18 protein-coding genes are annotated in these 26509 nt (G+C 72.4%); 5 read left to right on the top strand and 13 right to left on the bottom strand.

All coding sequences use genetic code 11. The annotated features are described in order from the left end of the window. Positions 1 to 20: 20 nt before the first annotated feature. From SOY78_RS08040 to SOY78_RS08050, 3 genes are all read right to left on the bottom strand, one after another. Entirely contained in the window at positions 21 to 1283 is a 1263-nt protein-coding gene (locus tag SOY78_RS08040; protein ID WP_324701411.1) for an ammonium transporter, read from the bottom strand. Between the two features lie 194 nt (positions 1284 to 1477). Continuing rightward, a complete protein-coding gene (gene ftsY / locus SOY78_RS08045; protein ID WP_186303265.1) occupies positions 1478 to 2686 on the bottom strand; it encodes a signal recognition particle-docking protein FtsY in 1209 nt (402 codons plus the stop codon). A gap of 47 nt (positions 2687 to 2733) precedes the next feature. After that, on the bottom strand, positions 2734 to 4539 hold the full coding sequence (locus SOY78_RS08050) for an alginate lyase family protein (protein ID WP_161972202.1): 1806 nt from the start codon (positions 4537 to 4539) through the stop codon (positions 2734 to 2736). Between the two features lie 230 nt (positions 4540 to 4769). Between SOY78_RS08050 and SOY78_RS08055 the strand changes: the two genes are divergently transcribed. Then, positions 4770 to 6074: an MFS transporter gene (locus SOY78_RS08055; protein ID WP_324701412.1), complete on the top strand. Its 1305-nt coding sequence runs from the start codon at positions 4770 to 4772 to the stop codon at positions 6072 to 6074. A gap of 106 nt (positions 6075 to 6180) precedes the next feature. Here SOY78_RS08055 and SOY78_RS08060 read toward each other — a convergent pair whose 3' ends face one another. Together SOY78_RS08060 and wecB are read right to left on the bottom strand one after the other, a co-directional pair. Then, complete coding sequence (locus SOY78_RS08060) at positions 6181 to 7941, bottom strand: hypothetical protein (RefSeq protein ID WP_324701413.1); 1761 nt, start codon at positions 7939 to 7941, stop codon at positions 6181 to 6183. Next, positions 7938 to 9092 (bottom strand): non-hydrolyzing UDP-N-acetylglucosamine 2-epimerase, encoded by a 1155-nt coding sequence (gene wecB / locus SOY78_RS08065; RefSeq protein WP_170079906.1) that lies wholly within the window; start codon positions 9090 to 9092, stop codon positions 7938 to 7940. Before wecB ends, SOY78_RS08060 begins: the two co-directional genes overlap by 4 nt. Positions 9093 to 9312: 220 nt before the next feature. On the opposite strand from wecB, the gene SOY78_RS08070 reads away from it, so the two are divergent. The 4 genes from SOY78_RS08070 to SOY78_RS08085 all read left to right on the top strand — a co-directional run bounded on the left by SOY78_RS08070 (position 9313) and on the right by SOY78_RS08085 (position 15531). Next, the gene (locus SOY78_RS08070) at positions 9313 to 10206 is read left to right on the top strand and encodes an ABC transporter permease (protein WP_036381217.1); all 894 of its coding nucleotides are present in this window, start codon (positions 9313 to 9315) and stop codon (positions 10204 to 10206) included. Then, a complete protein-coding gene (locus SOY78_RS08075) occupies positions 10203 to 11084 on the top strand; it encodes an ABC transporter ATP-binding protein (RefSeq protein WP_324701414.1) in 882 nt (293 codons plus the stop codon). Before SOY78_RS08070 ends, SOY78_RS08075 begins: the two co-directional genes overlap by 4 nt. Before the next feature lie 218 nt (positions 11085 to 11302). Further along, complete coding sequence (locus SOY78_RS08080; RefSeq protein WP_324701415.1) at positions 11303 to 12916, top strand: hypothetical protein; 1614 nt, start codon at positions 11303 to 11305, stop codon at positions 12914 to 12916. Between the two features lie 38 nt (positions 12917 to 12954). After that, complete coding sequence (locus SOY78_RS08085; RefSeq protein ID WP_324701416.1) at positions 12955 to 15531, top strand: glycosyltransferase; 2577 nt, start codon at positions 12955 to 12957, stop codon at positions 15529 to 15531. A 41-nt stretch (positions 15532 to 15572) separates the two neighbouring features. Here SOY78_RS08085 and SOY78_RS08090 read toward each other — a convergent pair whose 3' ends face one another. The 8 genes from SOY78_RS08090 to SOY78_RS08125 all read right to left on the bottom strand — a co-directional run bounded on the left by SOY78_RS08090 (position 15573) and on the right by SOY78_RS08125 (position 26373). Further along, entirely contained in the window at positions 15573 to 17711 is a 2139-nt protein-coding gene (locus SOY78_RS08090; RefSeq protein WP_324701417.1) for a hypothetical protein, read from the bottom strand. Next, positions 17708 to 19321, bottom strand: a complete 1614-nt coding sequence (locus tag SOY78_RS08095) for a glycosyltransferase family 4 protein (protein ID WP_324701418.1) — start codon at positions 19319 to 19321, stop codon at positions 17708 to 17710. Before SOY78_RS08095 ends, SOY78_RS08090 begins: the two co-directional genes overlap by 4 nt. Continuing rightward, on the bottom strand, positions 19318 to 20304 hold the full coding sequence (locus SOY78_RS08100) for a Gfo/Idh/MocA family protein (protein WP_010078937.1): 987 nt from the start codon (positions 20302 to 20304) through the stop codon (positions 19318 to 19320). The genes SOY78_RS08095 and SOY78_RS08100 overlap by 4 nt, the downstream gene beginning before the upstream one ends. Further along, positions 20301 to 21404 (bottom strand): DegT/DnrJ/EryC1/StrS family aminotransferase, encoded by a 1104-nt coding sequence (locus tag SOY78_RS08105; RefSeq protein ID WP_324701419.1) that lies wholly within the window; start codon positions 21402 to 21404, stop codon positions 20301 to 20303. Before SOY78_RS08105 ends, SOY78_RS08100 begins: the two co-directional genes overlap by 4 nt. Beyond that, on the bottom strand, positions 21397 to 22020 hold the full coding sequence (locus SOY78_RS08110; RefSeq protein ID WP_170079901.1) for an acyltransferase: 624 nt from the start codon (positions 22018 to 22020) through the stop codon (positions 21397 to 21399). Before SOY78_RS08110 ends, SOY78_RS08105 begins: the two co-directional genes overlap by 8 nt. 11 nt (positions 22021 to 22031) lie before the next feature. After that, positions 22032 to 23339, bottom strand: coding sequence for a nucleotide sugar dehydrogenase (locus SOY78_RS08115; protein ID WP_324701420.1), 1308 nt, complete (start codon positions 23337 to 23339; stop codon positions 22032 to 22034). A 143-nt stretch (positions 23340 to 23482) separates the two neighbouring features. Next, a complete protein-coding gene (locus tag SOY78_RS08120) occupies positions 23483 to 25762 on the bottom strand; it encodes a glycosyltransferase (protein WP_324701421.1) in 2280 nt (759 codons plus the stop codon). Next, on the bottom strand, positions 25759 to 26373 hold the full coding sequence (locus SOY78_RS08125) for a hypothetical protein (RefSeq protein ID WP_324701422.1): 615 nt from the start codon (positions 26371 to 26373) through the stop codon (positions 25759 to 25761). Before SOY78_RS08125 ends, SOY78_RS08120 begins: the two co-directional genes overlap by 4 nt. Positions 26374 to 26509 lie beyond the last annotated feature (136 nt).

The following is a 26509-nucleotide window of genomic DNA, read 5'->3' on the forward strand; positions in this document are numbered from 1 at the left end:
CCTCACCCGTCCGCGGCGGCTCACCGCGCCTCGGCGGGGACGGGCACCCCGCCGAAGCCGACGTCGTAGGCCGACTCGTCGTGCAGGGTCAGATCGACGCCCCGCTCCTCGTCCTCCTTGCTCACCCGCAGGCCCATGGTCCCGCGCAGGACCAGGGCGATGGCGGTGGTCACCACGGCGGTGAAGACCACGGCGACGAGCACGGCCACCGTCTGGGCCACCAGGAGACCGGCGTCTCCGCCGTAGAACAGGCCCGCCCGGCCCTCGTCCGGCAGGGCGAAGAAGCCGATCAGCACGGTGCCCAGGATGCCGGCGGTGAGGTGCACGCCGACGACGTCGAGCGAATCGTCGAAGCCGAGGCGGTACTTGAGGTTGACCGCGAGCGCGCTGGCCGCACCGGAGACCAGGCCGATCACCACGGCCCCCAGGGGGCTCACATAGGCGCACGCGGGCGTGATGGCGACCAGGCCCGAGACGATCCCGGAGGCGGTGCCGATCGAGGTCGGCCGACCGCGGCGCAGCCACTCCACGAACACCCAGCCGAGCATGCCGGCGGCGCCGGCGGCGAGGGTGTCCACCCAGATCAGTCCGAGCTCGTCGACACTGCCCGCCGCGCCCCCGTTGAACCCGAACCAGCCGAACCACAGCAGGGCCGCGCCGAGCATGGTGAACGGGACGTTGTGCGGCCGGTGGCCGGGGTCCACGCCGAAGCCGTGGCGCTTGCCCAGCAGCAGCGCGAGCACGAGGGCGGCCACGCCGGCGCTGATGTGCACCACGAGCCCGCCGGCGAAGTCGAGGGCCTCCCCCAGGCGGGCGCCGATGGCGCCGTCCGCGGAGAGGAGCCCGCCGCCCCACACCATGTAGGCCAGCGGGGCGTAGACGACGGTGGTCCAGACGGGCACGAAGACGCACCACGTGACGAACTTGAACCGGTCAGCCACCGCGCCGGAGATGAGGGCGACCGCGATGATCGCGAAGGTGGCGCCGTAGGCCGCGGCGACGAGCCCGCCCTCGGCCATCGTGCCGGTCAGCCCGAGGTCACCGGCGGGGTTCCCCACCACCCCGGCCCACCCGTCGCCGCCGGTCATCCCGTGGACCCACAGGACCCAGACGACTCCGACGAGGCCCATCGAGACGAAGGACATCATGATCATGTTGAGCGAGGACTTCGCGCGGGTCATGCCGCCGTAGAAGATGGCCAGTCCGGGTGTCATGAGCAGGACCATCGCCGCGCTCGTCACCATCCACACTGTCCCTGCGTCCAGGACGTTCGACTCCTCCATGGGGGTCTCCTTCGGTCCGGGCCGCGAGCCGGGGGCGAACGCCCGTCCCGCGGCGTCGCTGCCCGGCCCCGATCGGGACCGATGGAGGGACAATATCGGAGGAGTGGGCCACGCCACACGTCGATGACGTCTCCGTGACAGGACAGGGCCCCTCCCGACGTCGTCGGGAGGGGCCCTGGACCGGGTGCGGGACGTCAGTCGGCCAGCAGCGCGTCCACGAAGCCCTCGGCGGTGAACGGCGCGAGGTCATCGGGGCCCTCGCCGAGGCCGATCAGCTTGACGGGCACGCCGAGCTGGCGCTGGATGGCGATCACGATGCCGCCCTTGGCGGTGCCGTCCAGCTTGGTCAGCACGATGCCGGTGACGTCCACGACCTCGGCGAACACCTTCGCCTGGGTCAGGCCGTTCTGGCCGGTGGTGGCGTCGAGGACGAGCAGGACCTCGTCCACCTCGGCCTGCTTCGCGATGACGCGCTTGATCTTGCCGAGCTCGTCCATGAGGTTGGCCTTGTTCTGCAGACGGCCCGCGGTGTCCACGAGCACGACGTCGACGCCCTCGGCGATGCCGCGCTCCACGGCCTCGAAGGCGACGGACGCCGGGTCGGCGCCCTCCTTCTCGGAGCGGACGGTCTCGACGCCCACGCGGGCGCCCCACGTGGCGAGCTGCTCGGCGGCGGCGGCGCGGAAGGTGTCCGCGGCGCCGAGCACGACGGTGCGGTCCTCCGCCACGAGCACACGGGCGAGCTTGCCCACGGTGGTGGTCTTGCCGACGCCGTTGACGCCCACGACCATGGTCACGGCGGGGCGGTCGCCCTTGCGGGTCGCGGCGAGACGGCGGTCCATCGAGGGGTCCACCATCGCCACGAGCTCCTCGCGCAGCAGGGTGCGCACCTGCTCCGGGTCCCGCGTGCCCTCGACCGTGACACGGGCCTTGAGGCGGTCGACGAGCTCCAGGGTGGGCTCGGTGCCGAGGTCCGCCATCAGCAGCGTCTCCTCGATCTCGTCCCACACGTCGTCGTCGATGCGGTCCTGGGACAGCAGCGCCAGCAGGCCCTTGCCGAAGACGTTGTTGGACTTGAGCAGGCGGGCCCGCAGGCGGGCCAGGCGCGAGCCGGCGGCCTCGGGCCGCTCGTACTCGGGCTTCGCCGGGGCGGTCTCCGCCTCCTCGACGACGGCGGGCTCCGGCTCGGCGACGACGGGCGGCGCCTCGTCGACCTCGGGGCGTTCCAGGACGGCGGTGGAGCCCGACGGGGCCGCGTGCCGCGGACTCGGGCGCGGGTCGTCCGCGTCCCGCACTCCCTGGTACGAGCCCTTCGGCGGGGCGGGGCGCCGGTCCAGCAGGCCGACGAGCACGCCGCCCAGCAGCAGGGCGGCCACGACTGAGACTATGAGCACGATTTCCACGGGCCCAGTCTGTCACACGGGCCGTCGCCCGCCCCGGGCCGCACGGTTCACGTCAGGCGGGAGAGCGTGCCGTCCTGCTGCACCGCGACTCGGGCGTGCCCATCCTCGCTCCGGACCGTGAGGATGACGGAGCCGTCGGGGGCGCTCTCACTGTCCACCCTCACGGCGTCGCCCGCGGCGGCCGGGACGAGCACACTCACGATCGCGGACTCGGCTCCGGTCGAACGGAACGCGACCTGCGTCGCCTCCTCCCGTTCCTGCTCTGCGGGGTAGTGCCATCCGTGGTGGGCGTGGCCGCCCTCGACGTCGGTCTCGCCCCGTCGGAGGTGGACACCGCCACGCGACACCGGCTCACCGTCCAGGCGCACCTGCACCAGGGTCGTCGATTCGCCGGAGCCTGCGTCCACCGCCCGGACGGTGTCCTCGGAGACCCTCTCTGCCGAGAACTCCGCCGGAAGATTCCACAGCGTCTCGACCACATGGTCCGTCCGGCCGTCGAGGATGCGAGTGCGATCCACGATGACGGCGGCGTCCGGGTCGGTGAGCACGAGGACAGAACGGGCCCGCTCCCCGCCGACGTCCAGATTCTGGCGCGCCGTCGCACCGTCGGCAGAGCCATCCGACGACACCCACACATCACCCCGCTCGGCAGGACCCGCGCCCGGGTACTCGTCGAGCGTCGGAATGTGGATCACGTTGTGCGCGGTCGGTCCCAGACCCCACGGTCGCCAGCTGTCCTCGACGATGCCGGGATGTCCCCCGTCTTCGACGATCTGGCGACCGCGCGCCGTGTACAGGAACTGCATCAGATCACCGCGGTGGGACTTCGTCTCCCGCCCCGTGCCCGTGCGCAGCATCCATGCGGCGGCGTCCGCGAAACCGCCTCCGGGAGTTCCCCAGGATGACCGGCCGAATACGGGACCGGAGTCAAAAGCACGGACACGGTCGGCAGGCGCGACGCCCTCCGCCCCGTTGGTGGCCGCGTAGCGCAGCTCATCGCTCATGCCGTCGAATGGCCTGACAGGGAACTCTGCACTGTCCCCGTATTGCCAGTATGAGCCCGTCGAATCAACCATATGAGGAAGGGCTTGACCCATTTTTTCCACCCCATCCTCGAAGGCGCCGGATTCGACCCCGCATCGGGCTGCCGTCTCATCGATGGCTTGGAAGAGCACATAGTTGAATTGCGCGTAATGCGGTGCCGCTTCGTTACTGAGGCCCTGGTCGTCCACCTGGAAGGGGATATCTCCTTCGGCGCGCTCCATGGCGTGCTCCATCCAGTCCGGTCGGCCCAGAACGCACCCGGCGCCCAGAAGAGCCAGATTCTCCATCGACCCGTGATTGTGCCGCTTCGAGTAGCGCGCCATGTTCTGCGCTGCGTGCTGGCCGATCAGGTCATCCAGCCAGGCGTACTGCTCCGGCAGACTGCCGTCCTCGGCGAGTTCAGCAGAACGTGCTGCGCGGTCGGCGACCACTTCCCGGAAGCAGAGGAGGACGCCCATGCGATGATGGTTGGCTTCCGCATCATCATGGTCGCCGCCCCATCCGCCCTCGTGGTCAGCCCGCCAATCGCGTATGACGCGCTCCGCGACACCGAAGGCCTCCTCGTCGCCTTCCCGGCCGGCTTCGATACTGGGCCCGATCCACCTGAGGGAAGACAGCCACAGACGCCAGCCTTCGTCTTGGTAAGGATCTCTATCCCAGTCGATGTCACCCGATCCGTCACCCACCGCGACGGGATCGAACTGGCGCCACCCGTAGACGTCCCGCGCATTGGTCTCCACCGTGTTGAATCTCTGGAGCTGCCCATAGGCTCGACACGGAGAGAGGCTTGCGCGCTCGACGGCGGTCATGGGGTGGCCAGCTGTCTGGGGAGGATCCCCGGACTCGCCGCCGGGCGCCGCGGCAGGGTGAGGTGCACAGCCCGCCAACCCGACAGCAGCGGCCAGCAGGCCGGCGCAGACGCGGAACATCCGGCGACGACGGCCGGAGGAAGACCGGTGGTCCATCTCACCAGTGTCCCACGAGGCGTGGCGGACGTCGCCCCGGGCCGCCCACCCGGCGCCGTGCGAGGATGGCGGTCATGCCGTCGTCGTCCGCCCGCTCCTCGCGGGTCCCTCTGCCCCGTGAGATCAAGGTCCTCGTCGCCGCCGCGTTCATCATCGCGATCGGCTTCGGCATCATCGCCCCGCTGCTGCCGCAGTACGCGGCGACGTTCGACGCGTCCGCCGTCGGGGTGGCCGCCGTCGTGTCCGTGTTCGGGCTGACCCGCCTCCTGTTCGCCCCGGTCTCCGGCAAGCTGACGAACCGGCTCGGCGAGACGCCCGTGTACATGACGGGCGTGCTGATCGTGGCCGCGTCCATGTTCCTGGTCGCCTTCGCGCAGACCTTCCCGCAGCTGCTCCTCTTCCGGGCGCTCGGCGGCGTCGGCTCCACCCTCTTCACCGTGTCCGCGATGGCGTTCCTGGCCCGCAAGTCCCCGCCCACGATGCGCGGCCGGATCTCGGGCGCCTACGCGTCCGCGTTCCTGATCGGCAACATCGTGGGTCCGATCGTGGGCTCCGCCCTGTCCGTGTTCGGGTACCGGGCCCCGTTCCTCATCTACGGCAGCTCCCTGGTGGTGGCGGCGGCCCTCGTGTTCTTCCTGCTCAAGGACACCCGGCTCGCGGACCGCGCCGTCCGCGACGTCCGCCCGGCCATGCCGATCCGGGAGGCCCTGGCCAACCCGTCCTACCGGGCCGCGCTGGTCTCCTTCTTCGCCAACGGCTGGGCGACGTTCGGTGTGCGCAACTCGGTGATGCCCCTGTTCGCGGCCACCGCGTTCGCCGGCACGGGGCTGCTGGGCTGGCAGGTGGACGGGGCGATGATGGCGGGCCTGGCCCTGTCCGTGTTCGCGCTCGGCAACGTCACCGCCGTGACGTTCAGCTCGCGGCTGTCCGACCGGCATGGACGCCGTCCGCTGATCCTGGCGGGCCTGCTCGTCATGGCCGTCACCACCGGGGTGATCGGCTGGATGAGCTCGCCCGCGCTCTTCCTGCTCGCGTGCCTGCTGGCCGGCGCCGGCACGGGCACCCTCAACGCCCCGCAGCAGGCGGCCATCGCCGACGTCGTGGGCCAGGGACGGCGCTCCGGCGCTGTGATGTCCACCGCCCAGATGTCCGCCGACCTGGGCGCCATCTCCGGCCCGCTGCTGGCCGGCCTCGTGGTGGACACCGCCGGCTACGGGTGGGCGTTCGTGCTCACCGGCGGCGTCATCCTGCTCGGCGCGCTCGCGTGGTGGCGTGCTCCGGAGACCAATCTGCCGATCGTGCCCGGTGGGCCCCGCACCGGGTCCCTGCCGCTGGTCCGCCCGGAGGACGCCCGGGTGACCCCGCGCGAGGACGGGTGAAGTCGGAGGCACGCACGAGGCCGCCGTCCGCGCGGGGACGGCGGCCTCGTGGCGTCGACGGGTCAGGCTGGCATCCAGTCCCAGCCATACCAGAGGTCAGCCATAGTCACGCGCCACACGTTCTTGGCATAGCGCCGCCGATCCATGCCGTCCGGCAGGGAGACGGATCCCGAAAGGGCCGTGGCAGCCACTGCGAAGAGCAATGGTTCTGGCAGGTGATCCTGCAGGACCTCCTGGTTCGGGCTCTCTGCAAGGATCCGGCTGAGCTCCACCAGAGTGCGGGATGAGTACTCACCGATTCGTGCCGGTCCGGTCCGTGGGCCGGCTCGCGATCCGGCAGCGGAGCGGTCCGCTCGGCGTAGAAGGGTCCCGACCATGTGGGATCCGGGCCCTTCTGCTCGAAGCCCCAGGAATTGTTGCCCAGCGGCACGGCCATCACCTCAGGCCAGATCCGCGCCAGAGCACCGAAGAGAGCTCGGTGGGACACCTTTTCCCCCATGGTCAGCGCGTCAGCCACCGCTGTCACCTCGGCGTCACCGAGCGGGTAGGCGATCGTTGCGTCCCGGCCGTAGTGGGCGATGTGGGCGTGCAGGTACGCTCCTGAGCGGAACTGCCGGGCGTAGAGATACAACTTCTCTGCTCGGTCCTGGGCCGGCACCTCGTGGAACCAGCGCGTCAACGCCTCCTCGAGAGGTTGTCTGCGCGACTCCACCAGCAGGTCGGGGTTGGACCGCGCGCGCACCCGGCGCAGGGCATCGGCCGTGGTGTAGCGAAGCCTCTGGGCCATGCCGCCCTTGAGGAGGGGCCACTGCCCCAACATGATGCCCTCCCCCGGGGTGCGCGGGTTCGATCCCACATAGCGAGCGGTGTGGGCCTCTGACAGTGGCTGGCCACCCGCCTGGAACAGGGTGGTCAGGATCCGCTCCCGTTCGCCGGTCGCATCAATGGGGGTGGGCTGGGTGACCGTCAGTGGCATCCCCAAACGGCCCGTCATCATGCGAGCGACGAGCGGATCCGGCTCGTGCTCCTCGCCGAAGGTGACGGCATGAACCTCAATGTCCCTGCCTTTGAGCAGCGCCAACAGGGTGCGAGAGTCCTTGCCCCCGGACAGTCGCAGCTGCACCGGCCGACCGTCGAGTACGGCCTCCACCCGATCCATCGCCCCCAGCATCGCTTCGGCCGCCGCCTCGGCACCCTCCTCCGGCGTATGGTCCTCGGTCAGCGTCGATCGGAGCCCCGGCGGGACGTCACCCAGCCGGGCCCGGCCTTGGACGATCTCCAACGACCGATCGACGGGCAGGCGGCTCACCCCCGCGAACGGACTGACCTCCTCGAGGCTGTACCCGGAATAGAGGTAGTGGGCGAGGTATCGCTCGTCGCGCCGCACCCCCGCCCGGCGGCCACCGGCCAGCGCCAGGGCCGGCAGCAACGGCCGGTTGGAGACGTACACGTGCTCCGAGTCCTGTGCCCAGTAGAGACCGTCGAAAGCGGGCACGGTGGCCCACGCGGTCACCCGGTCCACGTGGCGTTCCACCATCACGGCCGCGTACTGACCCCATACAGGGCGGTCGTACCCGAGACGGGAGCCGACCCGGCGGACATTCCGGATCAGCTCATCCCACACGGGATGGCCGCCGGTGACGGCCCACCGGTCCGCCTCGGCAGCGGCAAGCGCGGGGCCACCAGTGCGCTGGAACACGAGGGCGACGGTCGTGACGGAGGGCTCCACGATCACAGGCTCCTGGTCGTAGGCCGGGCCCACGAACGGTGCGTAACCGTCAGCGACCGCGCGCAGGCGGCTCCGGGTGAGGTCGAGGGTGAGACCCCGGCGGGGCCGACGCGGGACGGCGAGGAGGAACTCGGTCACGCCGGATCCCCCCCGTCGAAGGCCGGCAGCCGCTCGCCCACGCCGAGCAGCTCGGCGATCGCCGAGACCGTGCGCTCCGCCGCGCGGCCGTCGCCGTAGGGGTTCACGGCCTGGGACATCGCGGTGTACGCGGCCTCATCCGTCAGCAGGCGGGTGACCTCGGTGACCACGACCTCCTCGTCCGTGCCGATCAGGCGCACGGTGCCGGCGGTCACCGCCTCGGGACGCTCGGTGTTCTCGCGCATCACGAGGACGGGCTTGCCCAGGGACGGGGCCTCCTCCTGGACGCCGCCGGAGTCAGTGAGGACCACGGTGGCCACGGACAGCAGGTGGGTGAACTCGCCGTAGGCCAGGGGCTCGGTCACGAGCACGTTCTCGCGGCCCTCGATCTCGGGAAGGATCGCTTCGCGAACCACCGGGTTGCGGTGCGCCGGCAGGACGAAGGTGACGTCGGAGTGGTCCGCGGCCAGGCGGGCCAGGGCGCGCCCGACGCCGCGCATCGCGTCGCCCTGGTTCTCGCGCCGGTGGGTGGTCACCAGGACGACGCGACGGCCGGACGCCTCCAGCTCGGCCAGACGCTCGTCCTCGAACGGCACCTGGTGTCTGACGGCCTCCAGCAGCGCGTCGATCACGGTGTTGCCCGTGACGTAGATATCCTCCGCGGCCACGGCCTCACGCAGCAGGTTGTCCCGGCTCACGGTGGTCGGGGGCAGGTGCAGCGCCGAGATCTGGCTGGTGATCTTGCGGTTGGCCTCCTCCGGGAACGGGGAGAGGATGTCGAAGCTGCGCAGGCCCGCCTCGGCGTGGACCACGGGGATGCCGCGGTTGAAGGCGGCGACGGCGCCCGCCGTCGAGGTCGTGGTGTCGCCCTGGACCACGACGGCGTCCGGCCGCTCCTGCTCCAGGACGGCGTCGAGCCCGTCCAGGGTGCGGGCGAACACGCCGTTGAGGGTCTGCCGGGGCTGGATGATGTTCAGGTCGTGGTCCGGGACGATGCCGAACAGCTCGTTGACCTGGTCCAGCATCTCGCGGTGCTGCCCCGTGACGGTCACCACGCACTCGAACCGCTCGTCGGCCTGCAGCGCCTTGACGATGGGGGCCACCTTGATCGCCTCCGGGCGGGTTCCGTAGATGGGCATGACCTTGGGCACGGGCTCTCCTGGATTCTCGGCATCCTGGTCCGCGTCCGAACCGGGGCGCGGTTCCGGCCGGGCGTCGACCCCGGCTCCTCTTCACTTTACGCAGAGCGCAGGCGCACAGCCCACTCGCTCCGAACCCGCCGCCCACGCCCGGCCGGCTTGCTAGACTCCCGGGGCGCGACCAACCCGGCCGCCGACGTTCCCCTGACCCATGGAGAGAGGGTGGATCCGCATGGCCGACTCCATCGAGGCCGAGCAGCGCGGGGCACATGCCGCGGCGACCCTGCACGTGGACGGTTCCGATCTGGGGCGCGTGGGCGCTCGGCCGCGACTGGGACGCTACATCGCCTCGCTGTGGAGCTACCGGTCCTTCATCGTGTTCGACTCGCGCTCGCGCATCGCCGGCGCCGCGTCCACGAACGCCCTCGGCCGGATCTGGATGATCCTGAACCCCATCCTGGACGGGGCCGCCTATTTCCTGGTCTTCGGGGTCCTGCTGCAGACCGGCCGGGGCATCGAGAACTTCATCGCCTACCTGATCGTCGGCGTGTTCCTCTTCCGGTACACGTCCCAGGCGATCGCCAACGGGTCACGGTCCATCTCCTCGAACCTGTCCATCGTGCGGGCATTCCGCTTCCCCCGAGCCACGCTGCCGATCGCTTCCAACCTGCGCGAGCTGCTGCTCTTCCTGCCGACCCTGGCCGTGATGATCGTCCTCATCCTGGTCATCCCCCCGTTCGAGCACATCACCTGGCGGTGGCTGCTGCTCGTGCCGTTGCTCGCTCTGCAGACCCTGTTCAATCTGGGGCTTTCCCTGCTGCTGGCCCGCGTCGTAGCCCGGTGGGCTGACGTGGCCAACCTGATCACCTTCGGCACCCGCATCTGGCTGTACCTCTCCGCCGTGTTCTTCAGTGTGCAGCGGTTCGAACACGTGCCGGCGCTGGTGACCGCCATGCACCTGAACCCGATGTACTGCGTGCTGGACATCGCCCGCCAGTCGCTGCTCTACGGCGCCAATGCCGACCCGATGCGGTGGATCGTCCTGCTCGCCTGGACCGCCCTCCTCCTGGTGGTGGGCACGGTGGTGTTCTGGGACGCCGAGGAGTCCTATGGAGACGAACGATGACCGGGCATCCTGACGACGTGGGCACTATCGAGGTGGCGGATCCCGCCGTGGTGGTGGACGAGGCATCCATGACCTACACCGTCCGCTCGGCCGACGCCGTCCAGGGTGGTCGACGCACCGGCAGCGGTGTGAAGACCACGGTGGTGGAGGCGCTCAAGCCGTTGTCCTTCGCCGTGGAGCGAGGCGAGTCAGTCGGCGTGATCGGCACGAACGGCTCCGGCAAGTCCACGCTGATGAAGCTGGTCACCGGTCAGCTGCAGCCCACCACCGGCCGGGTGTACGCCACGAGCACGCCCGTGATGCTCGGCGTCAACGCCGCCCTGGTGCGGCAGGTGTCCGGGGAGGACAACATCATGCTCGGCTGCCTCGCCATGGGCATGAGCCGGCGACAGGCCCGGGAGAAGCGAGACGCCGTCGCCGCCCTCTCCGGACTGGACGACAGGGCCCTCCAGATGCCCTTGAAGGCTTATTCCTCGGGCATGGCCTCCCGTCTCCAGTTCGCCATCGCCACGTCCGTGGACCCCGACATCCTGGTGATCGATGAGGCCCTGAACACGGGTGATGCGCAGTTCCGGGCTCGCACGCGTGCCCGGCTCGACGAGCTGCGGCAGCAGGCCGGCTGTGTGTTCCTGGTGAGCCACTCCCTCAGCACGATCCAAGAGATGTGCTCACGGGCCATCTGGCTCGAGCGGGGCGTGCTCACGATGGACGGAGACCCCGGCCGGGTCGCCAGGACCTACAAGCGGTACACGCGTCGGATGTCCGACGGCCGCGAGGACGAGGGCCGCGAGCTGCTCGCCGAGAAACAGGCAGAATTGGTGCGGTGCCGGGTCGCCTGGGCCGGTGGCACCGCTCCGACGGGCACGACGCCGCTGTGACCCCGTTCGGCCGCGCGGTGACCCGTCTCGGGCCTGGCGCCCGCCGCTGGTGGGCCCGGGCCGACGTCCTCGGTCGCCGCGCAGCGCAGCGCGCCGGGGCCGCGCGTCGGCACGTGGCGCGCTGGGCACGCGGCGCCGTCGGGGGCCTCACCCTTCCGGCGGTCGTGTGGGCTGCCGCCGGGCACGGGACAGTTCCGGAAGCACCACCCGGGAGGAGCGTGCCGCTGCCGGCCCCCGCCGCCCTGGTGCGGGCGCTGACGGGCCGCCCCCGTCCCGGCCTGGACGCCTGGAACCCGCTCGGCCCCCGGCGGGCGGACGCCCCGGGCGTGCTCCTTGTGCCGGTGGGCGACGTGGCGGCGGGATCCTGGCCGCTTGAGGACGCGGCCGCGATGGTGGCTTCGCGGACCCGCCCGCCGAGCGGGTCGTTCCCCCACTCCGTCGCGCTCGCCGCACCCGGCCGCCAGCACGCCCTCATTCGGGCCCTGCGCCGCACCGCAGGCCGCCGGCTCCCCGGAGTGCTGGTCACCACGGTCTCCCTGACGGCGGGGGGCTCCCCCGAAGCCGGCCGGCTGCAGGCCGCCCTGAACCTCGTGGACGCGGTCCTGGTGCCCGAGCCAGAACACTGCGACCCGGCCCTGTCCCGCGCGGCTGCCGCGGCTGGCCGCGCGGTCGTGGGCCCCGAGGACGCCGCGGCCACCGTGGCCGATCTTGCCGGCCGTGGTCGGGCAGCCCGTCTGGAGCTGATGCGCAGCCACCGGCAGGGCTCAGGGCCGGGCGCCTGGCGGGAGGACCCGCCACGCCCCACCGTGCACGTGGTTCGGGAGGCGCGGCGCGTCGTCGTCGCCGGCCATGACCTCAAGTTCGCGGACGGGCTGATCACCGAGCTGCGGGCCCGCGGCCACGAGGTCCGGATCGATTCCTGGACCGGACATGCCCGCCACGACGCCGAGGCGAGCCGGTCGCTGGTGGCGTGGGCGGATGTCGTGCACTGTGAGTGGTCCCTGGGGAATCTGGTGTGGTATTCGCGCCGGCTGCCCCCGGGGGTCCGCCTGACGGCACGCACGCACCTGCAGGAGGCCGCCACGGAGTTCCCCGAGCGAGTGCGCCAGGAGGCCGTGGACACCTGGGTGTTCGTAGCCGAGCATGTGCGGGCGCAGGTGATCCGCGATGCGCGCCTGGACCCAGGCCGTACCCGGTGGATCCCGAACGCGGTCCGACTCCCGGACCCGGACTGGGCCTCCGCGCATCCCGCAGACCCGGCACAGCGCTTCACCCTGGGCCTGGTGGGCGTGCTGCCCGAACGCAAGGGACTGGACCGGGCCCTGGACGTGCTCGCCCTGCTGCGGGCCGAGGACCGGCGGTTCCGGCTGCGCATCCGCGGGCACCGTCCCGAAGAGGTCGCCTGGGTCCGCAGTCGTCCCGCGGCGCAGGCGTACTTCGCCGCCCAGCGGCGGCGGCTGACCCAGGACCCGGCGCTGACCGGCGCGGTCACCTGGGACCCGCACGGCCCGGACATGTCCGCCTGGTACGCCTCGGTGGGCACCGTGCTCTCCACCTCGGCCTTCGAGTCCTTCCACTTCACCCTGCCCGACGGCGCCGCCCACGGCCGGCTGCCGCGCTCACTGGCGTGGGCCGGCGCAGACGTGCTCTACCCGGCCGACTGGCTCGCCCCGGACACGGCGGCGCTGGCCGCCTCCGTGCGGGCGGCCACCACCGACCCCGAGGCCTGGGCGGATGCCGCCGCCCGGGCCCGGGAGTTCGTGGCACGGACCTACGCCGCCGAGCTCGTCCTGCCCGCCCTGGCCGACGTCGTGCTCGGCACGCGTCCCTGACCCTGACGTGCCCCCCTTCATCGAATCAAAGGAGCCCCGTGCAGCAGCCAGAGACCGCGAACCACCACCGTCCCCACATGGCCATGCTCGTGGGCAACCGCGTGGTGGGCGACTCCCGAGTGGAGAAGGCCGCCGTCTCGGCGATGCGCGCAGGCTACCGGGTGACGATCGTCGGCAACACCCACCGGAGCACCTTCCAGCTCGGGCGCTACGGGGCGGTGCCGATCCTCCGCGTGCCCCTGCTCGCCACCCGCCACCGTGCCTGGCTCCAGCTGCACTTCCCCGACGCCCTGGAGGGGACCGATTGGGCGGCCTCCCTGCCCGCCGAGGAGGCCGAGCACATGGCGGCCGCCTCAGCCGACGACCGCCCGGTCCCGGGTCTGGCGCAGGCGCTGGTGCGCGGCGCCGCCCCCCACACGGCGCCGGACGCCGTGCGCGGCCGGCTGCTGTCCACGGCCCGCAACGTGGAGGCCGGCATCGCGCGGCTGCCCGCCCCGCCTCTGCCGGGCGCTCCGCGCGCCGTGACCGGACGCCTGCGGCGGGGAGTGGAGAACTTCCGGGCCACACGGCACCAGGGCTGGCGGCGGACGTGGCCGCTGATCGCCGACTATGAGGACGTGTTCCTGCGCGCCCTGGTCGAGCTGGAGCCGGACATCATCCACGTGCACGATCGGCATCCCCTCCCGGCGGCGGACGCGTACGCCCGGTGGCGGCGTGCCCGCGGGCTCACCCCGGTGCCGTGGATCTACGACGCCCATGAATGGCTGCCCGGGCAGGCGTTGCCCGGTCCCGTGCAGCAGCGCACCGCGTGGAAGGCCGCCGAAGCCGAGCTCATCCACAACGCGGACGCCGTCCTGAGTGTCACCGACGACCTCGCCCGGCGGCTGCAGGACCACCACGGCCTGCCGGAGCTGCCGGGCACGGTGGTCAACGCCCCGTGGAGCTCCCGCGCCCCGCTGGACCCGCGGACGCGGGGGACCATCCGCCAGGAGTGCGGCCTCGCCGACGACGTCCCCCTCCTCGTCTACCTGGGCAAGATCGCCGAGGTGCGTGGCGTGCGCACCGTGGTCCAGGCGTTGCCGCTGCTGCCCGGCGTGCACGCCGCCTTCGTGGTGAGCGCCGACGAGGGGCCTCGGGCCGCGCTGCGCACCGAGGCGGAGGACCTCGGCGTCGGGGACCGCGTCCACCTGCTCGACTACGTCCCGTCCGCGTCGGTCACCTGGTACGTGGAGTCCGCGACCCTGGGGCTCAGCCCGCTGCTGCCGACGCCGGCGCACGAGAGCGCGCTGGCCACCAAGCTGCGCGAGTACATCCAGGCGGGGCTGCCGCTGGTGGTCTCCGATCTGCAGGCGCAGGCCGAATTCGTGCTCGGGCAGGGCGTGGGCACCGTCCACGCGCCCGACGACGCGGCGGACCTGGCCCGCGCGGTGCGGGACGCGCTCGCGCAGCTGGAGTCGCTGCGCGCCACAGTGGCCCGGCCCGAGGTGCAGGACGCCCACCGCTGGGAGGCGGCCGAGCGCGTCCTCCACCAGGTCTGGACCCGTCTGGCCCCGGTCTCGGCGGAGCCGCTGCCGTCCGTGATCTCGCCCGATTCCCTCGAGCGTTCCACCCCGATGGTCCTCACCGTCGTCGGAGACTCCTCCGCCGGTTCGGCCGTGGCACAGGCGTGGAGGGAGGCCGGAGCACTGGCCCGGGTGCGGGCGGCGGTGCCCGCCCCGGAGGACCCCCACCTGCTAGCCGGTGGCCCGGCGGCCCTGGAGGAGGTCCTGACGGAGTGGCTGCGTGACGACGACGAGGCCGCCGCCGTCCTGTATACGGGTCAGGGGCCGGCCGCTGGCCGGGCGGAGGGCACACTCGCGGCGGAGGCCGCCTCCCTGCTCGCCCGCGGACGCGGTGTGGGCCTGCTCCTCGGTGACGTCCCGCTGACCGACCCCCGTCTGCGACGCCGCGCCGTACCGGATCACCCGTGGCGGGAGCTCGACGACGAGGCGTTCGCGAAGATCGAGCGGCATCTGCGGCGGGCTCGTCGCCCCTTCACCGAGGCCCTTCCCGCCGGCGCCGTCCGGATCACCCACGACCGGGTGGACGCGGCCCTGGGCCCCGATCTGAGGTGGCTGCCCCGCCCGGTCTCCGAGGCGGCCACACGGCCGGCCTCCGGGCCTCGCTCGGTGCTGATCGTGCCCGGGGATCGCACGGCGGCCGAGCGCGAGGCCGTGGCGGCCCTCCAGGAGCGCCTCACGGGCCACGGCGTGCCGGTCGAGACCCCCAGCGCCCGGAGGTTCCGCCTCCGGGGCCCCGGGGCGTGGCCGACCGACGTCGTCGTGGACCTGCTGCACCTCGGCGGTCCCTCCGCCGCGGCGGAGCACGCCTGGGCGGCCGGCTCAACCGTCGTGGGCGGCCCCGCACTGTTCGAGGGCACGGTGGGCGGGCTCACGCCCGTCGTCGTGACGGACGAATCGGGCCTGACGGACGTCGTGCTGGGCCTGCTGGGCGAGGACGACGCGCGGTGGCGTGAGCGCACGGCTCAGGCCAGGGAGCACCATGCCGCGGTCCACGCCCCCGCCGCGGTGGGCCGCCGGCTGCAGGAGCTGTTGCGGCCCGAGCAGGCCGAGTGAGCCGGCGGGCCGGGACGAGACGGCACCTGGCCCGGCCCGGCTCAGGCGTCCAGACCGACGGCCGCGCGCGCCGTCGACAGACGGGCGGCCCAGGACTGCGTGCGCTGGGCGTCGGTCATGCCGGGCGCCCCGTCCCGCACGAGCGCGTCGATGCCGGCGCGGATCGCCTCCGAGGAGCGCGCGACACCGAGCCCCACGCGGTTGCGCTCGAGGAAGTCGGCGATCCCCATGTCCGCGAAGCAGAGCACTGGGTAGCCGCGCTCGATCAGGGACATGGTCTTGTAGGGGAAGCTGAACCGGGCGTACTCGCCGCCCAGCAGCACCACGCCCACCACGGTCTTCGTCGCGGGGACGTACCACTCGAGCGGGACCGTGGTGATCCGCAGCCCGGGTCGGTCCGCCAGGCCGTGCTCGGCCAGCATGTCCTCCAACACAGAACGCTCCCCCGCGCGCACGACGAAGTCGAGTCGCACCTGCGGGTCGAGCGTCCCGACGGCGGTGAGATACTGGCCCAGACCGTAGATCCCGCCCACGCCTCCGGCGTACAGCAGGGTGACGCCCTCCTCGCCGATCGCCGGGGCGTCGGCGGGAACGGTGTTCGCCGGAGACACGGCAGGCGGCAGCGGCAGCCAGTCCACGGGCCCGCGGCCATGGCGGGCCAGCAGGGCGTCGAAGCCCGCCCCGGACTCCGCAGACGGAGCCGCCAGCCGATCCGCGGCCGCCGCCATCGCGTCGAACTCGGCGAGCCCACGCTCCTGGACGTCGCGCCGCGCGTCGGCGTCCTCGAGGTACCCGTCGATCTCGTCCAGCCAGTGCAGGTCACGAACGAACCAGACGCTCGTGCCGCCGCCGGCCGAGAAGCGGGCCATGACGTCCGCGAGGGCGGCGGTCACCCGGCCGACCGGGATCGGCGACGTCGAGTTCTCGCCGTAGAGGAGTCCGAGGGGACGGCCGGCGGCGAGCGCATCGTCCAGGACCCGGAGCCGCCGGTCGAACACGCCCGGGACGGAGGAGAGCCGCAGCGCCGCGGCGGGCTCGGAGAGGGCGTCGTTCATGTTGCGCACCCGCTGGGGACGGGCCCCGTCGGTGCGGTCCTCGAGCGGCGAGGTGGAGAAGAACACGTCCAACGGGCCGTCGTGCCGCAGCACCGCGAGGTCCTCGAACGTCCTGTCCACACGACCGGTCATCGCCGTGCGGTAGGCGGCGAGCAGGTCGGTGGTGCCGGCGTCGACGGTGTCGACGGCGGAGTGAGGCTCGGGCCCCCCGCGCAGGGCCGCGGCGAGCTCCGTGACGAGGCGCAGCCCCCGCCCCGTCCGCACGCCCGGATGGCCCGCGGCCCACGCGCCCGAGCCGATGGTGTCCTCCACCACCAACCGTTCCGCGACGCCGGCGCCGACCAGGAGTTCGCCGACGGCCGTGTGGTCGCGCGACGAGCCCACGAGGACCACGTGCGTGGCGCCGCCGAGCCGGGTCGCCGCGACCGCGTCGAACGCGCGTCCCGCGACGAGGTCGCGGGTGCGGTAGAGGGCGGAGGCCGAGAGGCTGCGGAGCGAGGCGCCCGGCACCGTGTCCACCGCGGTCTGGAGCGCCTCCATCTGTGCCGCGAGGCGGTCGGCGTCGACGTGTTCGGGGTGGAGGACGACGACGCTCGGCGTCTCGAATTCTTCGGCCAGCGGAGGCAACAACTCGGGCGGCAGGGCTCGACGTGGATGGCGGAGGTGGGCGCTCCACGACCCCTTCGACAGGGCCTTGTCGAACTCCCATTCGTCCTCGAGGAACAGCCGGTCGACCGCCCGCGTCAGGGCCGCGAAGTCCTCCTCGGCGTGCCTGCGGGCCGCCGAGAAGTCCAGGTCGCCGCGGCGGAGCAGGGGGATGAACTCCTCCTCTACATGCCGGGCGGCGAAGCCCGCGGCGCCGAGCCCGGAGGCGAGGATCGCGTCGTAGGCGCCCGCGGCCGTGACCCGGCGCATCTCGCGCGCGATCTGGGCGCCGGCAGCGCGCAGGGCGTGGGTGCCGGTCCACGGGTAGAGCGGGGCCGGGGCAAGGCCGGGACGCCGGCGCAGCCAAGCGTGCGAGGCGACGTCGAGGACGTCGACCACGTGGCCGCTATCGCGCAGGTCCTGCAGCAGCAGACCCTCCGCCGGGCCCGTGCCGGCCGTCAACAGCAGCACGGCGCTCATGCGTTCTCCTCCCCTCGCCCGCCCGGGCCTGCCGCCAGACCCATCAGCGCCATTTCCTGGTCCACGGTGTGCTCCGGCGAAGTCTGCGCGCGGACCCGGGCTGCCGCGGCCCGGGACATCCGCAGGAACAGGTCCGGGTCCTCCATCAGCCGTCGCAGGCCGTCGGCCAGCCCGGCCACGTCCTCGGCGTCGGCGATCATCGCGCAGTCCTTGTCCACGAACTCCCGGACGGCGCCGGCGTCATTGGTCACGGGCACGAGCCCGGAGGCCATCGCCTCGTCCCGCGAGACCCCCTGGGAGTCGAGTCGGGTGGGCACCAGGAACACGCCGTGCTCCCGGTGCAGGGCCGCGATCTCCTCCTGGACGGCGAAGCGGCGCTCCACCGTGACGTTCGCGTCGTCCGCGAAGGCCTCCTCGAAGAGGCCGAAGTGCTTGCCGTCGCCGATCACGGTGACCTGCATGCGGTCCCACAGGGGCGTGTCCCGCAGGCGCTCGAGGGCCCGCACGGCGAGGTCCGCGCCGTAATTGAGGTTCGCCGCGGAGCGGACCCACAGCACACGGAAGCGCTGCTCGGGGTCCTTGGGCACGAAGCAGAACAGGTCCGTGTCGATCACGTTGTGCACGATCGCCGTGCGTTGCGCCGGGAAGACGAGCTCCATGTCCTCCTGAGCCGCTCGGCGCCACCAGCGGGAGACGAACACGAACCGCTCGGGGCCGTGCGGGTGGTCGAGCACCTCGCGCCAGAAGCGCTGGCGTTCCAGGGTGTCGACGATCGCGTCGTCCACCTGCCCCTGGGTCCGGTGGTTGCGCATGGTCCGGATCCACCGGCGCGACTCGAAACCGTGCATGAACGCGAAGAAGCGGTGCCCCGCCAGCGCGTCCTGGATCGGCTCCCAGAGGGAGCGGACGAGGAAGTGGGCCGCCACGGACTCGTAGTGCCGCGTGCGCAGCAGCTCCGCGGCCTCCGCTCCCCGGCCCACCAGCACGTGGACGCCGTCGTACTCGTAGGAGCGGGGTTCGGCGGACCGATCGATCACCGCGACGTCGACGCGGACGCCGGCGGCCTGGAAGTACTTGACCCGGCGGTGCACGAAGCCGTTGCCGTAGGGGTTCTCGAGGGTGGGGTACACGCCCACCACGACCAGGTGTCGCGGCGCGTCGTCGCCGAGCTGGGCGGCGGCGTCCGCCCGTGCGAAGTGGTCGGCGACCCGCCTCGGCGCGGCGGCCAGGTCCTCCTCCTCGTGGCCCGTGGGGGTCAGCGGGGGCGCCGGCTCCGCGAACAGGCGCCGCTTGAGCACGGCGTTCTCGAGCTGCAGCAGTGTCGCTGCCTCTTGCGAGGTGTAGGTGTCCCCGACGTCGGCGAGGTGGAGGTAGCCGCGGTAGCCCGGGGTGGTGTCGCGGGCGGGCGCGGCGGAGCGGGGCGGGGGCGTGCCGCGCCGGCGGGGTGGGGCGGCCATCGACCGGATCCGACGCACGGCGTCCGAGTCCTGTGGGAGGGTGTCGAACACGGCGCGCAGCACGCGAGGCCCGGGCTCGGGCAGGGCTCGCGCCCGTCGGGCCACCGCGCGGACGGCCCGGCGGGCGCGGCGTCGCCAGTCCCCCGCGCTCACAGCGTGACGCTCTCACCCGTGCGGGCCGACGCGATCATCGCCTCGGCCACGCGCAGCGTGTCGAGCCCCTCCGCCATGGACACGTGCTCCTGCCGGACGCCGAGGATCGCGTCGCGGAACGCCTCGTGCTCGGTGTGCAGCGGCTCGGGCTTCTCGATCGCCAGGCGGGTGACGTCCCCCTCGGAGACGCCACGGAACGCGGACACCGCGTCCCAGCGGGTGCGGACCGATCCGTTGGCCTGGAAGGTCAGGTCCGCGTGCACGGTGTCCGCCACGAACGCACCGAGCTCGCCGGTGACGACGGTCTGGCGGATCTTCACGGGCGAGAGCCAGTTCACGACGTGGCTCGTGATGACCCCGCACTCGAGGCGGCCGCTGGTGACCACCATGTCCTCGTGCTCGCGGCCGGAGTGGGTCATGGTCTCCGCGGCCACGCGCGTGAACGGGCTGTCCGCCAGCCACGCGGTCAGGTCGATGTCGTGCGTGCCGAGGTCCTTGACGACCCCGACGTCGGCGATGCGGGCGGGGAAGCCGCCCTGGCGCACGGTCGTGATCTGCAGGACCCGGCCCAGCTCACCGGCCTGGATCCGGCGGCGCATCTCCTGGAGGGCGGGGTTGAACCGCTCGATGTGGCCCACGGCGCCGACGAGGCCGGCCTCGTCGAAGGCGCGGACCAGGCGGGTGCCGGCCTCGGTGCTGTGCGCGATGGGCTTCTCGACCATCACGTGCACGCCGGCCTCGGCCAGGGCCAGGCCGACCTCTTCGTGCAGGCCGGTCGGGACCGCGCACATGACCGCGTCCACGCCATGGTCGATGAGCCCCTGGACCGAGTCGTAGAGGGGCAGGTCCCCCGCCACGCCGTGCGGATCACCCATCGCGTCGGCGACGGCGACCAGCTCGGTGCCCTCGATGGAGCGCATCACGCGGGCGTGGTGGCGTCCCATCATGCCCAGGCCGATCAGTCCGGTGCGCAGCACGCTCATGCGCCGGCCTCCGCCACCACGGTGTTGACGGCCTCGACGACGCGCGTGACGTCCGCGTCCGTCAGGGACGGGTGGACCGGGATGGAGAACACGGTGGACGCGGCCACGCGGGTGTTCGGCAGGTCCGCCTCGACGCCGAAGGAGGGCAGCTCATTGGTGGGCACCGGGTAGTAGACCCCCGTGCCGACCCCGAACTCGTCCTTCAGGCGGGCGAGCATGTCCGCCCGCTTCCCGGCCAGCTCCTCGGGCAGGCGGACCGTGTACTGGTGGTACACGTGCTCGGCGCCCTCGAGCACCGTCGGCACGGTGACCCCGCGCAGCTCGGCGTCGAAGCGGGCGGCGATCTCCTGCCGGCGCCGGGTCCATGCGCCGACCTTGGTCAGCTGCACCCGGCCGATGGCCGCGTGGATGTCCGTCATGCGGTTGTTGAAGCCCACGAGCTCATTGCGGTACTGAACCTCCATGCCCTGGTTGCGCAGCAGGCGCAGGCGACGAGCGACATCCTCCTCCCCCACGGAGACCATGCCGCCCTCGCCCGAGGTCATGTTCTTGGTCGGGTAGAGGCTGAACATGCCCCACGCCCCGAAGGTGCCCACGGGGCGCCCCTTCCAGCGGGCGCCGTGCGCCTGCGCCGCATCCTCGAACAGCTGGAGACCGTGCTCGCGGCAGATCACCTCGAGCTCGTCCATGCGGGCCGGGTGGCCGTACAGGTGCACCGGCATGACGGCGGCGGTCCGCTCCGTCACCTTGGCGCGCACGTCCTGGGGGTCGAGGGTGTATGTCTGGAGGTCCACGTCGGCGAAGACCGGGGTCGCACCCGTGAGGGCGACGGCGTTGCCGGTCGCCGCGAAGGTGAAGGCGGGCACGATGACCTCGTCGCCGGGGCCGATGCCCGCGGCCAGCAGGCCCAGGTGCAGGCCGGAGGTGCCGGAGTTGACGGCCACGCAGGCCCGGCCGTCCACCATCGCGGCACCGAACTCCGCCTCGAAGGCCGCGACCTCGGGGCCCTGCGCCACCATGCCGGAGCGGAGGACGTGGTCCACCGCTTCGCGCTCCTCGTCGCCGATGAGCGGCTTCGCCGCCGGGATGAACTCAGCCACGGCTGTCCTCCTGGTCCTCGGCCGGGCGCAGCACGCCGTCGGCCTCCACGAACGTCTCCGATGTGTCCGGGCAGACCCAGACGCCGTCCTTCTCCTCGAGCCGGCGGCCCGTGCGCCCCACCCAGCCGATCCGACGCGCGGGCACCCCGGCCACGAGGCCGAAGTCTGGCACGTCGCGGGTCACGACGGACCCGGCGGCCACCAGCGCCCACGCGCCGATGCGCACCGGGGCGACACACACCGAGCGGGCGCCGATCGCGGCACCGTCCCCGATCTCCACGCCCACCGCGTCCCAGTCCGAGGCGGACTTCTGGGACAGATCCGGATTCACGGCACGCGGGTAGACGTCGTTGGTCAACACCACGGCCGGGCCGATGAACACGCCACGCCCCAGGGTGGCCGGTTCATACACCAGGGCGAGGTTCTGGACCTTGCAGTCATCGCCCATCCGCACACCCGTGCCGATGTACGCGGACCGGCCCACGATGGTCCGCTCCCCCAGCTGCGCGTCCTCCCGGACCTGAGCGAGGTGCCAGATCTTCGACCCGGCCCCGATCCGGGCGGTGTCTGCGACGTCGGCGCCCGGGGCGAGGAAGACGTCCTGCTGTTGCGTCATCGCCACTCCCCTCAGGCCTGGGTGGACTCGTGCGGCAGGCCGATGACCCGGCGGGTCACGCCCTTCCAGTCGGCGGCGTCGGTGATGTTGCGGCCGTCCACGAGGGTCCGCATCCCCGGCAGGTCCGCCGGGGAGAGCGTGCGGTACTCGGCGTGGTCGGTCTGGATGACGGCCGCATCGACCTCGGCGCCCAGGTGGTACGGGGAGAAGCCCAACGACGCGAGCTCGGCGTCCTCGTACATCGGGTCGTGGACGGCGACGTCGGCCCCGGCCTCGGTCAGCGCTTGCACCGTGGCGAACACTCCGGAGAACGCGGTCTCCTTCACTCCGCCGCGGTAGGCGGCGCCGAGGACCACCACCCGCTGGCCGGCGAGGTCCCCGTGGGATTCGGCCAGCAGCTGGACGGCGTAGGAGGGCATGCCGGCGTTGACCGCGCGGGCCGTGCGCACGATGTCTGCGGCCGGGTCGTTCCACAGGTACAGCCGCGGGTACACGGGGATGCAGTGACCGCCCACGGCGATGCCGGGCCGGTGGATGTGGCTGTAGGGCTGAGAGTTCGAGGCCTCGATCACCTGGTAGATGTCGATGCCGTTGGCTCCGGCGTAGCGGGCGAACTCGTTGGCCAAGCCGATGTTGACGTCCCGGTAGGTGGTCTCGGCGAGCTTGGCCATCTCGGAGGCCTCCGCCGAGCCCAGGTCCCAGACGCCGTTGGCGCGCGGCAGGTCCGGGCGCTCGTCGAAGTCCAGCACGGCCTCGTAGAACTCGCGGGCGCGGTCCGCGCCGGCCTGGGACAGGGCACCGATGAGCTTCGGGTAGCGGCGCAGGTCCTCGAACACGCGGCCGGTGAGCACGCGCTCCGGGGAGAACACGAGGTGGAAGTCCTCCCCTTCCTTCAGGCCGGAGCCCTCCTCGATCATCGGCTTCCACCGGGTGCGGGTGGTGCCCACGGGCAGGGTGGTCTCGTAGGACACCAGGGTGCCGGGGGTGAGGTGCTGGGCCAGCGAGGTGGTGGCCCCGTCCAGCCACGCGAAGTCCGGCCGGGCCTCCTCGTCGACGAACAGCGGGACCACCAGGACGACGGCGTCCGCACCGGGGATCGCCTCCCCGTAGTCGGTGGTGGCGCGTAGCCGACCGGCGTCGACGGCCTCGGAGAGCCTCTCTTGCAGGTGGGCCTCACCGGGGAACGGCTCAGTGCCGGCGTTGACGAGGTCTACCACGGCGGCGTTGACATCCACGCCCACCACTTCGTGTCCCTTGCTCGCGAACTGCACGGCGAGCGGCAGGCCGATCTTCCCGAGGGCGACGACGGCGATCTTCATCCTGGACCAGGGTCCTTCCATGTGGCGGCGGGCCCGTGACGGGCCGGTATCCGGGCGGTCCACGGTCGACGACGCTATGACGCCCCGATGTGACTCTACCGCTCCCGAACCTCGGCACGCGCGCCCCGCGCCGGCCCTGACCCTCAGTCCAGGCCCAGGGCCTCCGCCCAGGCACGGGCCACGGTGCGCTCGTCGAACGCGAGCACGCGTTCCCGCATGCGCGCGGACCACTCCTGCCGTCGTGCCTCGTCCTGTGTGAGCTCCAGGATCCAGCGGGCGGCGGCCTCAGTGTCCGCGTGGACGAGGTCGGCGCCGAAGACGCCGTCCGCACCCGGGCGGTCCCAGATCACCGGGAGCGATCCGGCCGCCATCCCCTCGGCGGGCGCGAGGTGGAAGCTCTCCACCGAGCTGGGTGAGAGCACCCATCCCATGCGCCGCAACCACGTGCCCATGTCCGCGCCGAACGGTTCGAACGCCACCGCCCGGTGCAGCGGATCCCCGCCCAACTTCGCGAAGAGATCCAGGTACCCCTCCCGCTGGAGGGGATCCTGCCACTCGTGGCGGTACTCCCACGGCATGCGACCACGCACGTGCAGGGTGAACCGGTCGTCTGCGGCGCGCAGCACGCGCAGCAGGTCCAGGGCGCGATCCAGACGCTTGCGCAGCGGAACGATGCCGACCAGCCCCAGGCGGAACTCGGCGCCTGCCACGGGTTCCCGGGCCAGGTCCGCCACGGACACGGCGTTGGGGATGACCCGCACGCGCCCCGGGTCCGCACCGAGTGCCTCCACCGTGAGATCCCGGTAATGGTCCGAGACGGTGATGAGTGTGTCCACCGCATCCAGGTCGAGGTCACTCAGCCACGCACCGCGCAGCTCGAACATGTGGAGTCGGACGACGAGCTTCTGACCGGGGCGCTTGTGGCGGGCGTACCACACCGCATTGGGCCCCGCCCATTCGCACAGCACCACGTCCGCCCACTCAACGTGCCCGCGGGAGACGGACGCATCGTGCCGGTGCAGGCCCGCCCACCTATCGATCCGCAGTTCGACCCCGGGATGGGTGCGCAGCATGTCCAGCAGCTCGCCCGCGAACTTCAGGTCGTGGCCGGCCACCACGACCCGCAGCGGACGGCCCGGGGAGGCAGGGTTCCTGTCTGTCGTCTCGGCAGACCGCAGCGCCGGCAGAGCCTGCGGGGAGAATCCGGGCACCACCCGCTCCACATACCCACGCAGCACCTCGGCCCGGGCGGAGACCCGATACGGGGCCGCGGCCGCCACGGCACGCTCGGCCAGCGCCCCCAGATGCGGGCGGGCCGTGGCCAACAGCTGCGCGACGCCTTCGACGGAGTCCGTGTGCGGCTCCACGAACAGGGGCCAGTCCACCCCGAGCAGCCGTTCGTGCGCCGCGGTCCGGTTGAGGACCGGAGGCACGCCGAGGGCGCAGGACTCGAGGACCTTGGTGGACAACTCGAGGCTCACGTCCAGGGCAGGCGACCTCCAGCTCAGGGCCATGTCCGCCCGGGCGGTATGGTCGAGGGCTGCACTGCGGGGAACGCCACCGGTCCAGGTCACCGCCGGGTCCGGGGTCTGCATCAGCTCCGTCATGCGGCCGAAGAACGTGGGGTCCGTCTTCTCCCTATGGACCTTGTCACCCACCATCGTCAGGCGCGCCGGGACGCCGTGCCCGGCGAGGGCCGACACGAGGGCGGGCATCAGGTCAGTGCGCCAGTTCCGGGCGAACTTGCCCGTGTAGACCAGCTCCAGCGGACGCCCCGCATCGGAGTGCGCCGCTGCCTCACCGTGGGCCCGTGCTTGGGTGGCCGAGGCCACGAGGGCATCCGGGATCATCGGGGTGAGCACGAGGGTGCGGCCCGCGGCCTCGGGAACGTAAGCCTCCAGAACGGCGCGGGCGTCCTCGGTCTGGGCGAGCATCACGCGGCTGGCGGCGGCGATCGAGCGGATGACGTCCAGCTTCGCCGGGGCCGCACCACTGGACGGGTAGCCGAACTCGGTCACGTAGGACCAGAGCCGACCGGGGAAGGCCCCCCGGCGGGCGACCTCCGCACACAGGTGGATGCCGCGCACCATGACGATGTCCGGGTGAAGCCGCTCTGCGAGATCCTCCAGCACCTCGACGGCACGGGGGCGGTCCATCTGGTCCGTGCCCGGCTCCGGGTCGGCCTCGTGCAACGTCACACCAGCGAGAGCCCGTAGGTCCGACGTCAGGACGTCACGGCGCTCGAGCGCCTTCAGCTGCACGTGGACCTCGGCGCCGGCGGCCACCCACGTCTCGGCCATGGACCCCAGCCAGACAGCGGATCCGTCCAGGACGTTGAGGTCCACGTCCCCGTACAACAGGACGACCGGCACACGGGGGCGGTCCGTGGTCTCGGAGACGGCGGTCAGGTGGTCGGTGCTCATGCGTGGGTCTCTCGGGCAAGGGGGCGGACGTGGGGCTCGGCGTCGTGCAGGACCGCAAGAACCACATCGGCCACACCGCGCGGGGCGTCTGTGGGGTCCTGGGTGTAGTGGATCGGCGGCGCGGGGTTCAGCACGTCCAGCGCCTCGATGTTGGGATGGGCCAAGAGGGCCGGAGCACCCAGGTGGCTGCGTCGCCCGGTGCCGGCCGCCAGCCAGGTCGTCACACCCCGACGGGCACCCTCCTCGACGGCGGTCATGACCTCACGGGCCAAACCCACGCCCTCGGCATCCAAGGCGCCGCCCCACACACCGGTGAACCCCTCGAGATCCAGGACCGCGACCTCGACACGCGCCATCACGGCGCGTGCAGTGCCGGGCACGAGGGGCTCGACGGCATGGCCGGCATCGATCAGGGCCTCCTCGATCTCCGGACGGGCGAGCACGGCCACACGGCGGCCGCCCCCGGCCTGGCTGACCGGGGGGTGGGACCCGTGCAGGGCCCTGTCGAGGCGGGCGGCGGCACCGGCGTCGTCCCGCACAGCGGCGGCCGCACGGCCGGCCATCTGCACGCCGGCGGCGGGGACCTCGACCAGCAGATCGAGAGGATCCATGACAAGCGCAGGACGTCCGCGTCCACGCCCGCGGCCTCGGCCTCGGCCTCCGCCGACGACGGCGGAGCGCGGGGTGATGCGGGCGGCACCTCGGACCCGCTGGGCCATGGGGTCGGGCATCGCACGAACCGCGCGG

It is taken from the genome of Micrococcus sp. HOU01, from assembly GCF_035609305.1.
GTDB classification, from domain to species: domain Bacteria; phylum Actinomycetota; class Actinomycetes; order Actinomycetales; family Micrococcaceae; genus Micrococcus; species Micrococcus luteus.

Coding starts and splice junctions, on each gene's coding strand:
- SOY78_RS08040 (WP_324701411.1), bottom strand. CDS start 1,283: ATGGAGGAGTCGAACGTCCTGGACGCAGGGACAGTGTGGATGGTGACG.
- SOY78_RS08050 (WP_161972202.1), bottom strand. CDS start 4,539: ATGACCGCCGTCGAGCGCGCAAGCCTCTCTCCGTGTCGAGCCTATGGG.
- SOY78_RS08055 (WP_324701412.1), top strand. CDS start 4,770: ATGCCGTCGTCGTCCGCCCGCTCCTCGCGGGTCCCTCTGCCCCGTGAG.
- SOY78_RS08070 (WP_036381217.1), top strand. CDS start 9,313: ATGGCCGACTCCATCGAGGCCGAGCAGCGCGGGGCACATGCCGCGGCG.
- SOY78_RS08075 (WP_324701414.1), top strand. CDS start 10,203: ATGACCGGGCATCCTGACGACGTGGGCACTATCGAGGTGGCGGATCCC.
- SOY78_RS08090 (WP_324701417.1), bottom strand. CDS start 17,711: ATGAGCGCCGTGCTGCTGTTGACGGCCGGCACGGGCCCGGCGGAGGGT.
- SOY78_RS08100 (WP_010078937.1), bottom strand. CDS start 20,304: ATGAGCGTGCTGCGCACCGGACTGATCGGCCTGGGCATGATGGGACGC.
- SOY78_RS08110 (WP_170079901.1), bottom strand. CDS start 22,020: ATGACGCAACAGCAGGACGTCTTCCTCGCCCCGGGCGCCGACGTCGCA.
- SOY78_RS08115 (WP_324701420.1), bottom strand. CDS start 23,339: ATGAAGATCGCCGTCGTCGCCCTCGGGAAGATCGGCCTGCCGCTCGCC.
- SOY78_RS08120 (WP_324701421.1), bottom strand. CDS start 25,762: ATGAGCACCGACCACCTGACCGCCGTCTCCGAGACCACGGACCGCCCC.
- SOY78_RS08125 (WP_324701422.1), bottom strand. CDS start 26,373: ATGGATCCTCTCGATCTGCTGGTCGAGGTCCCCGCCGCCGGCGTGCAG.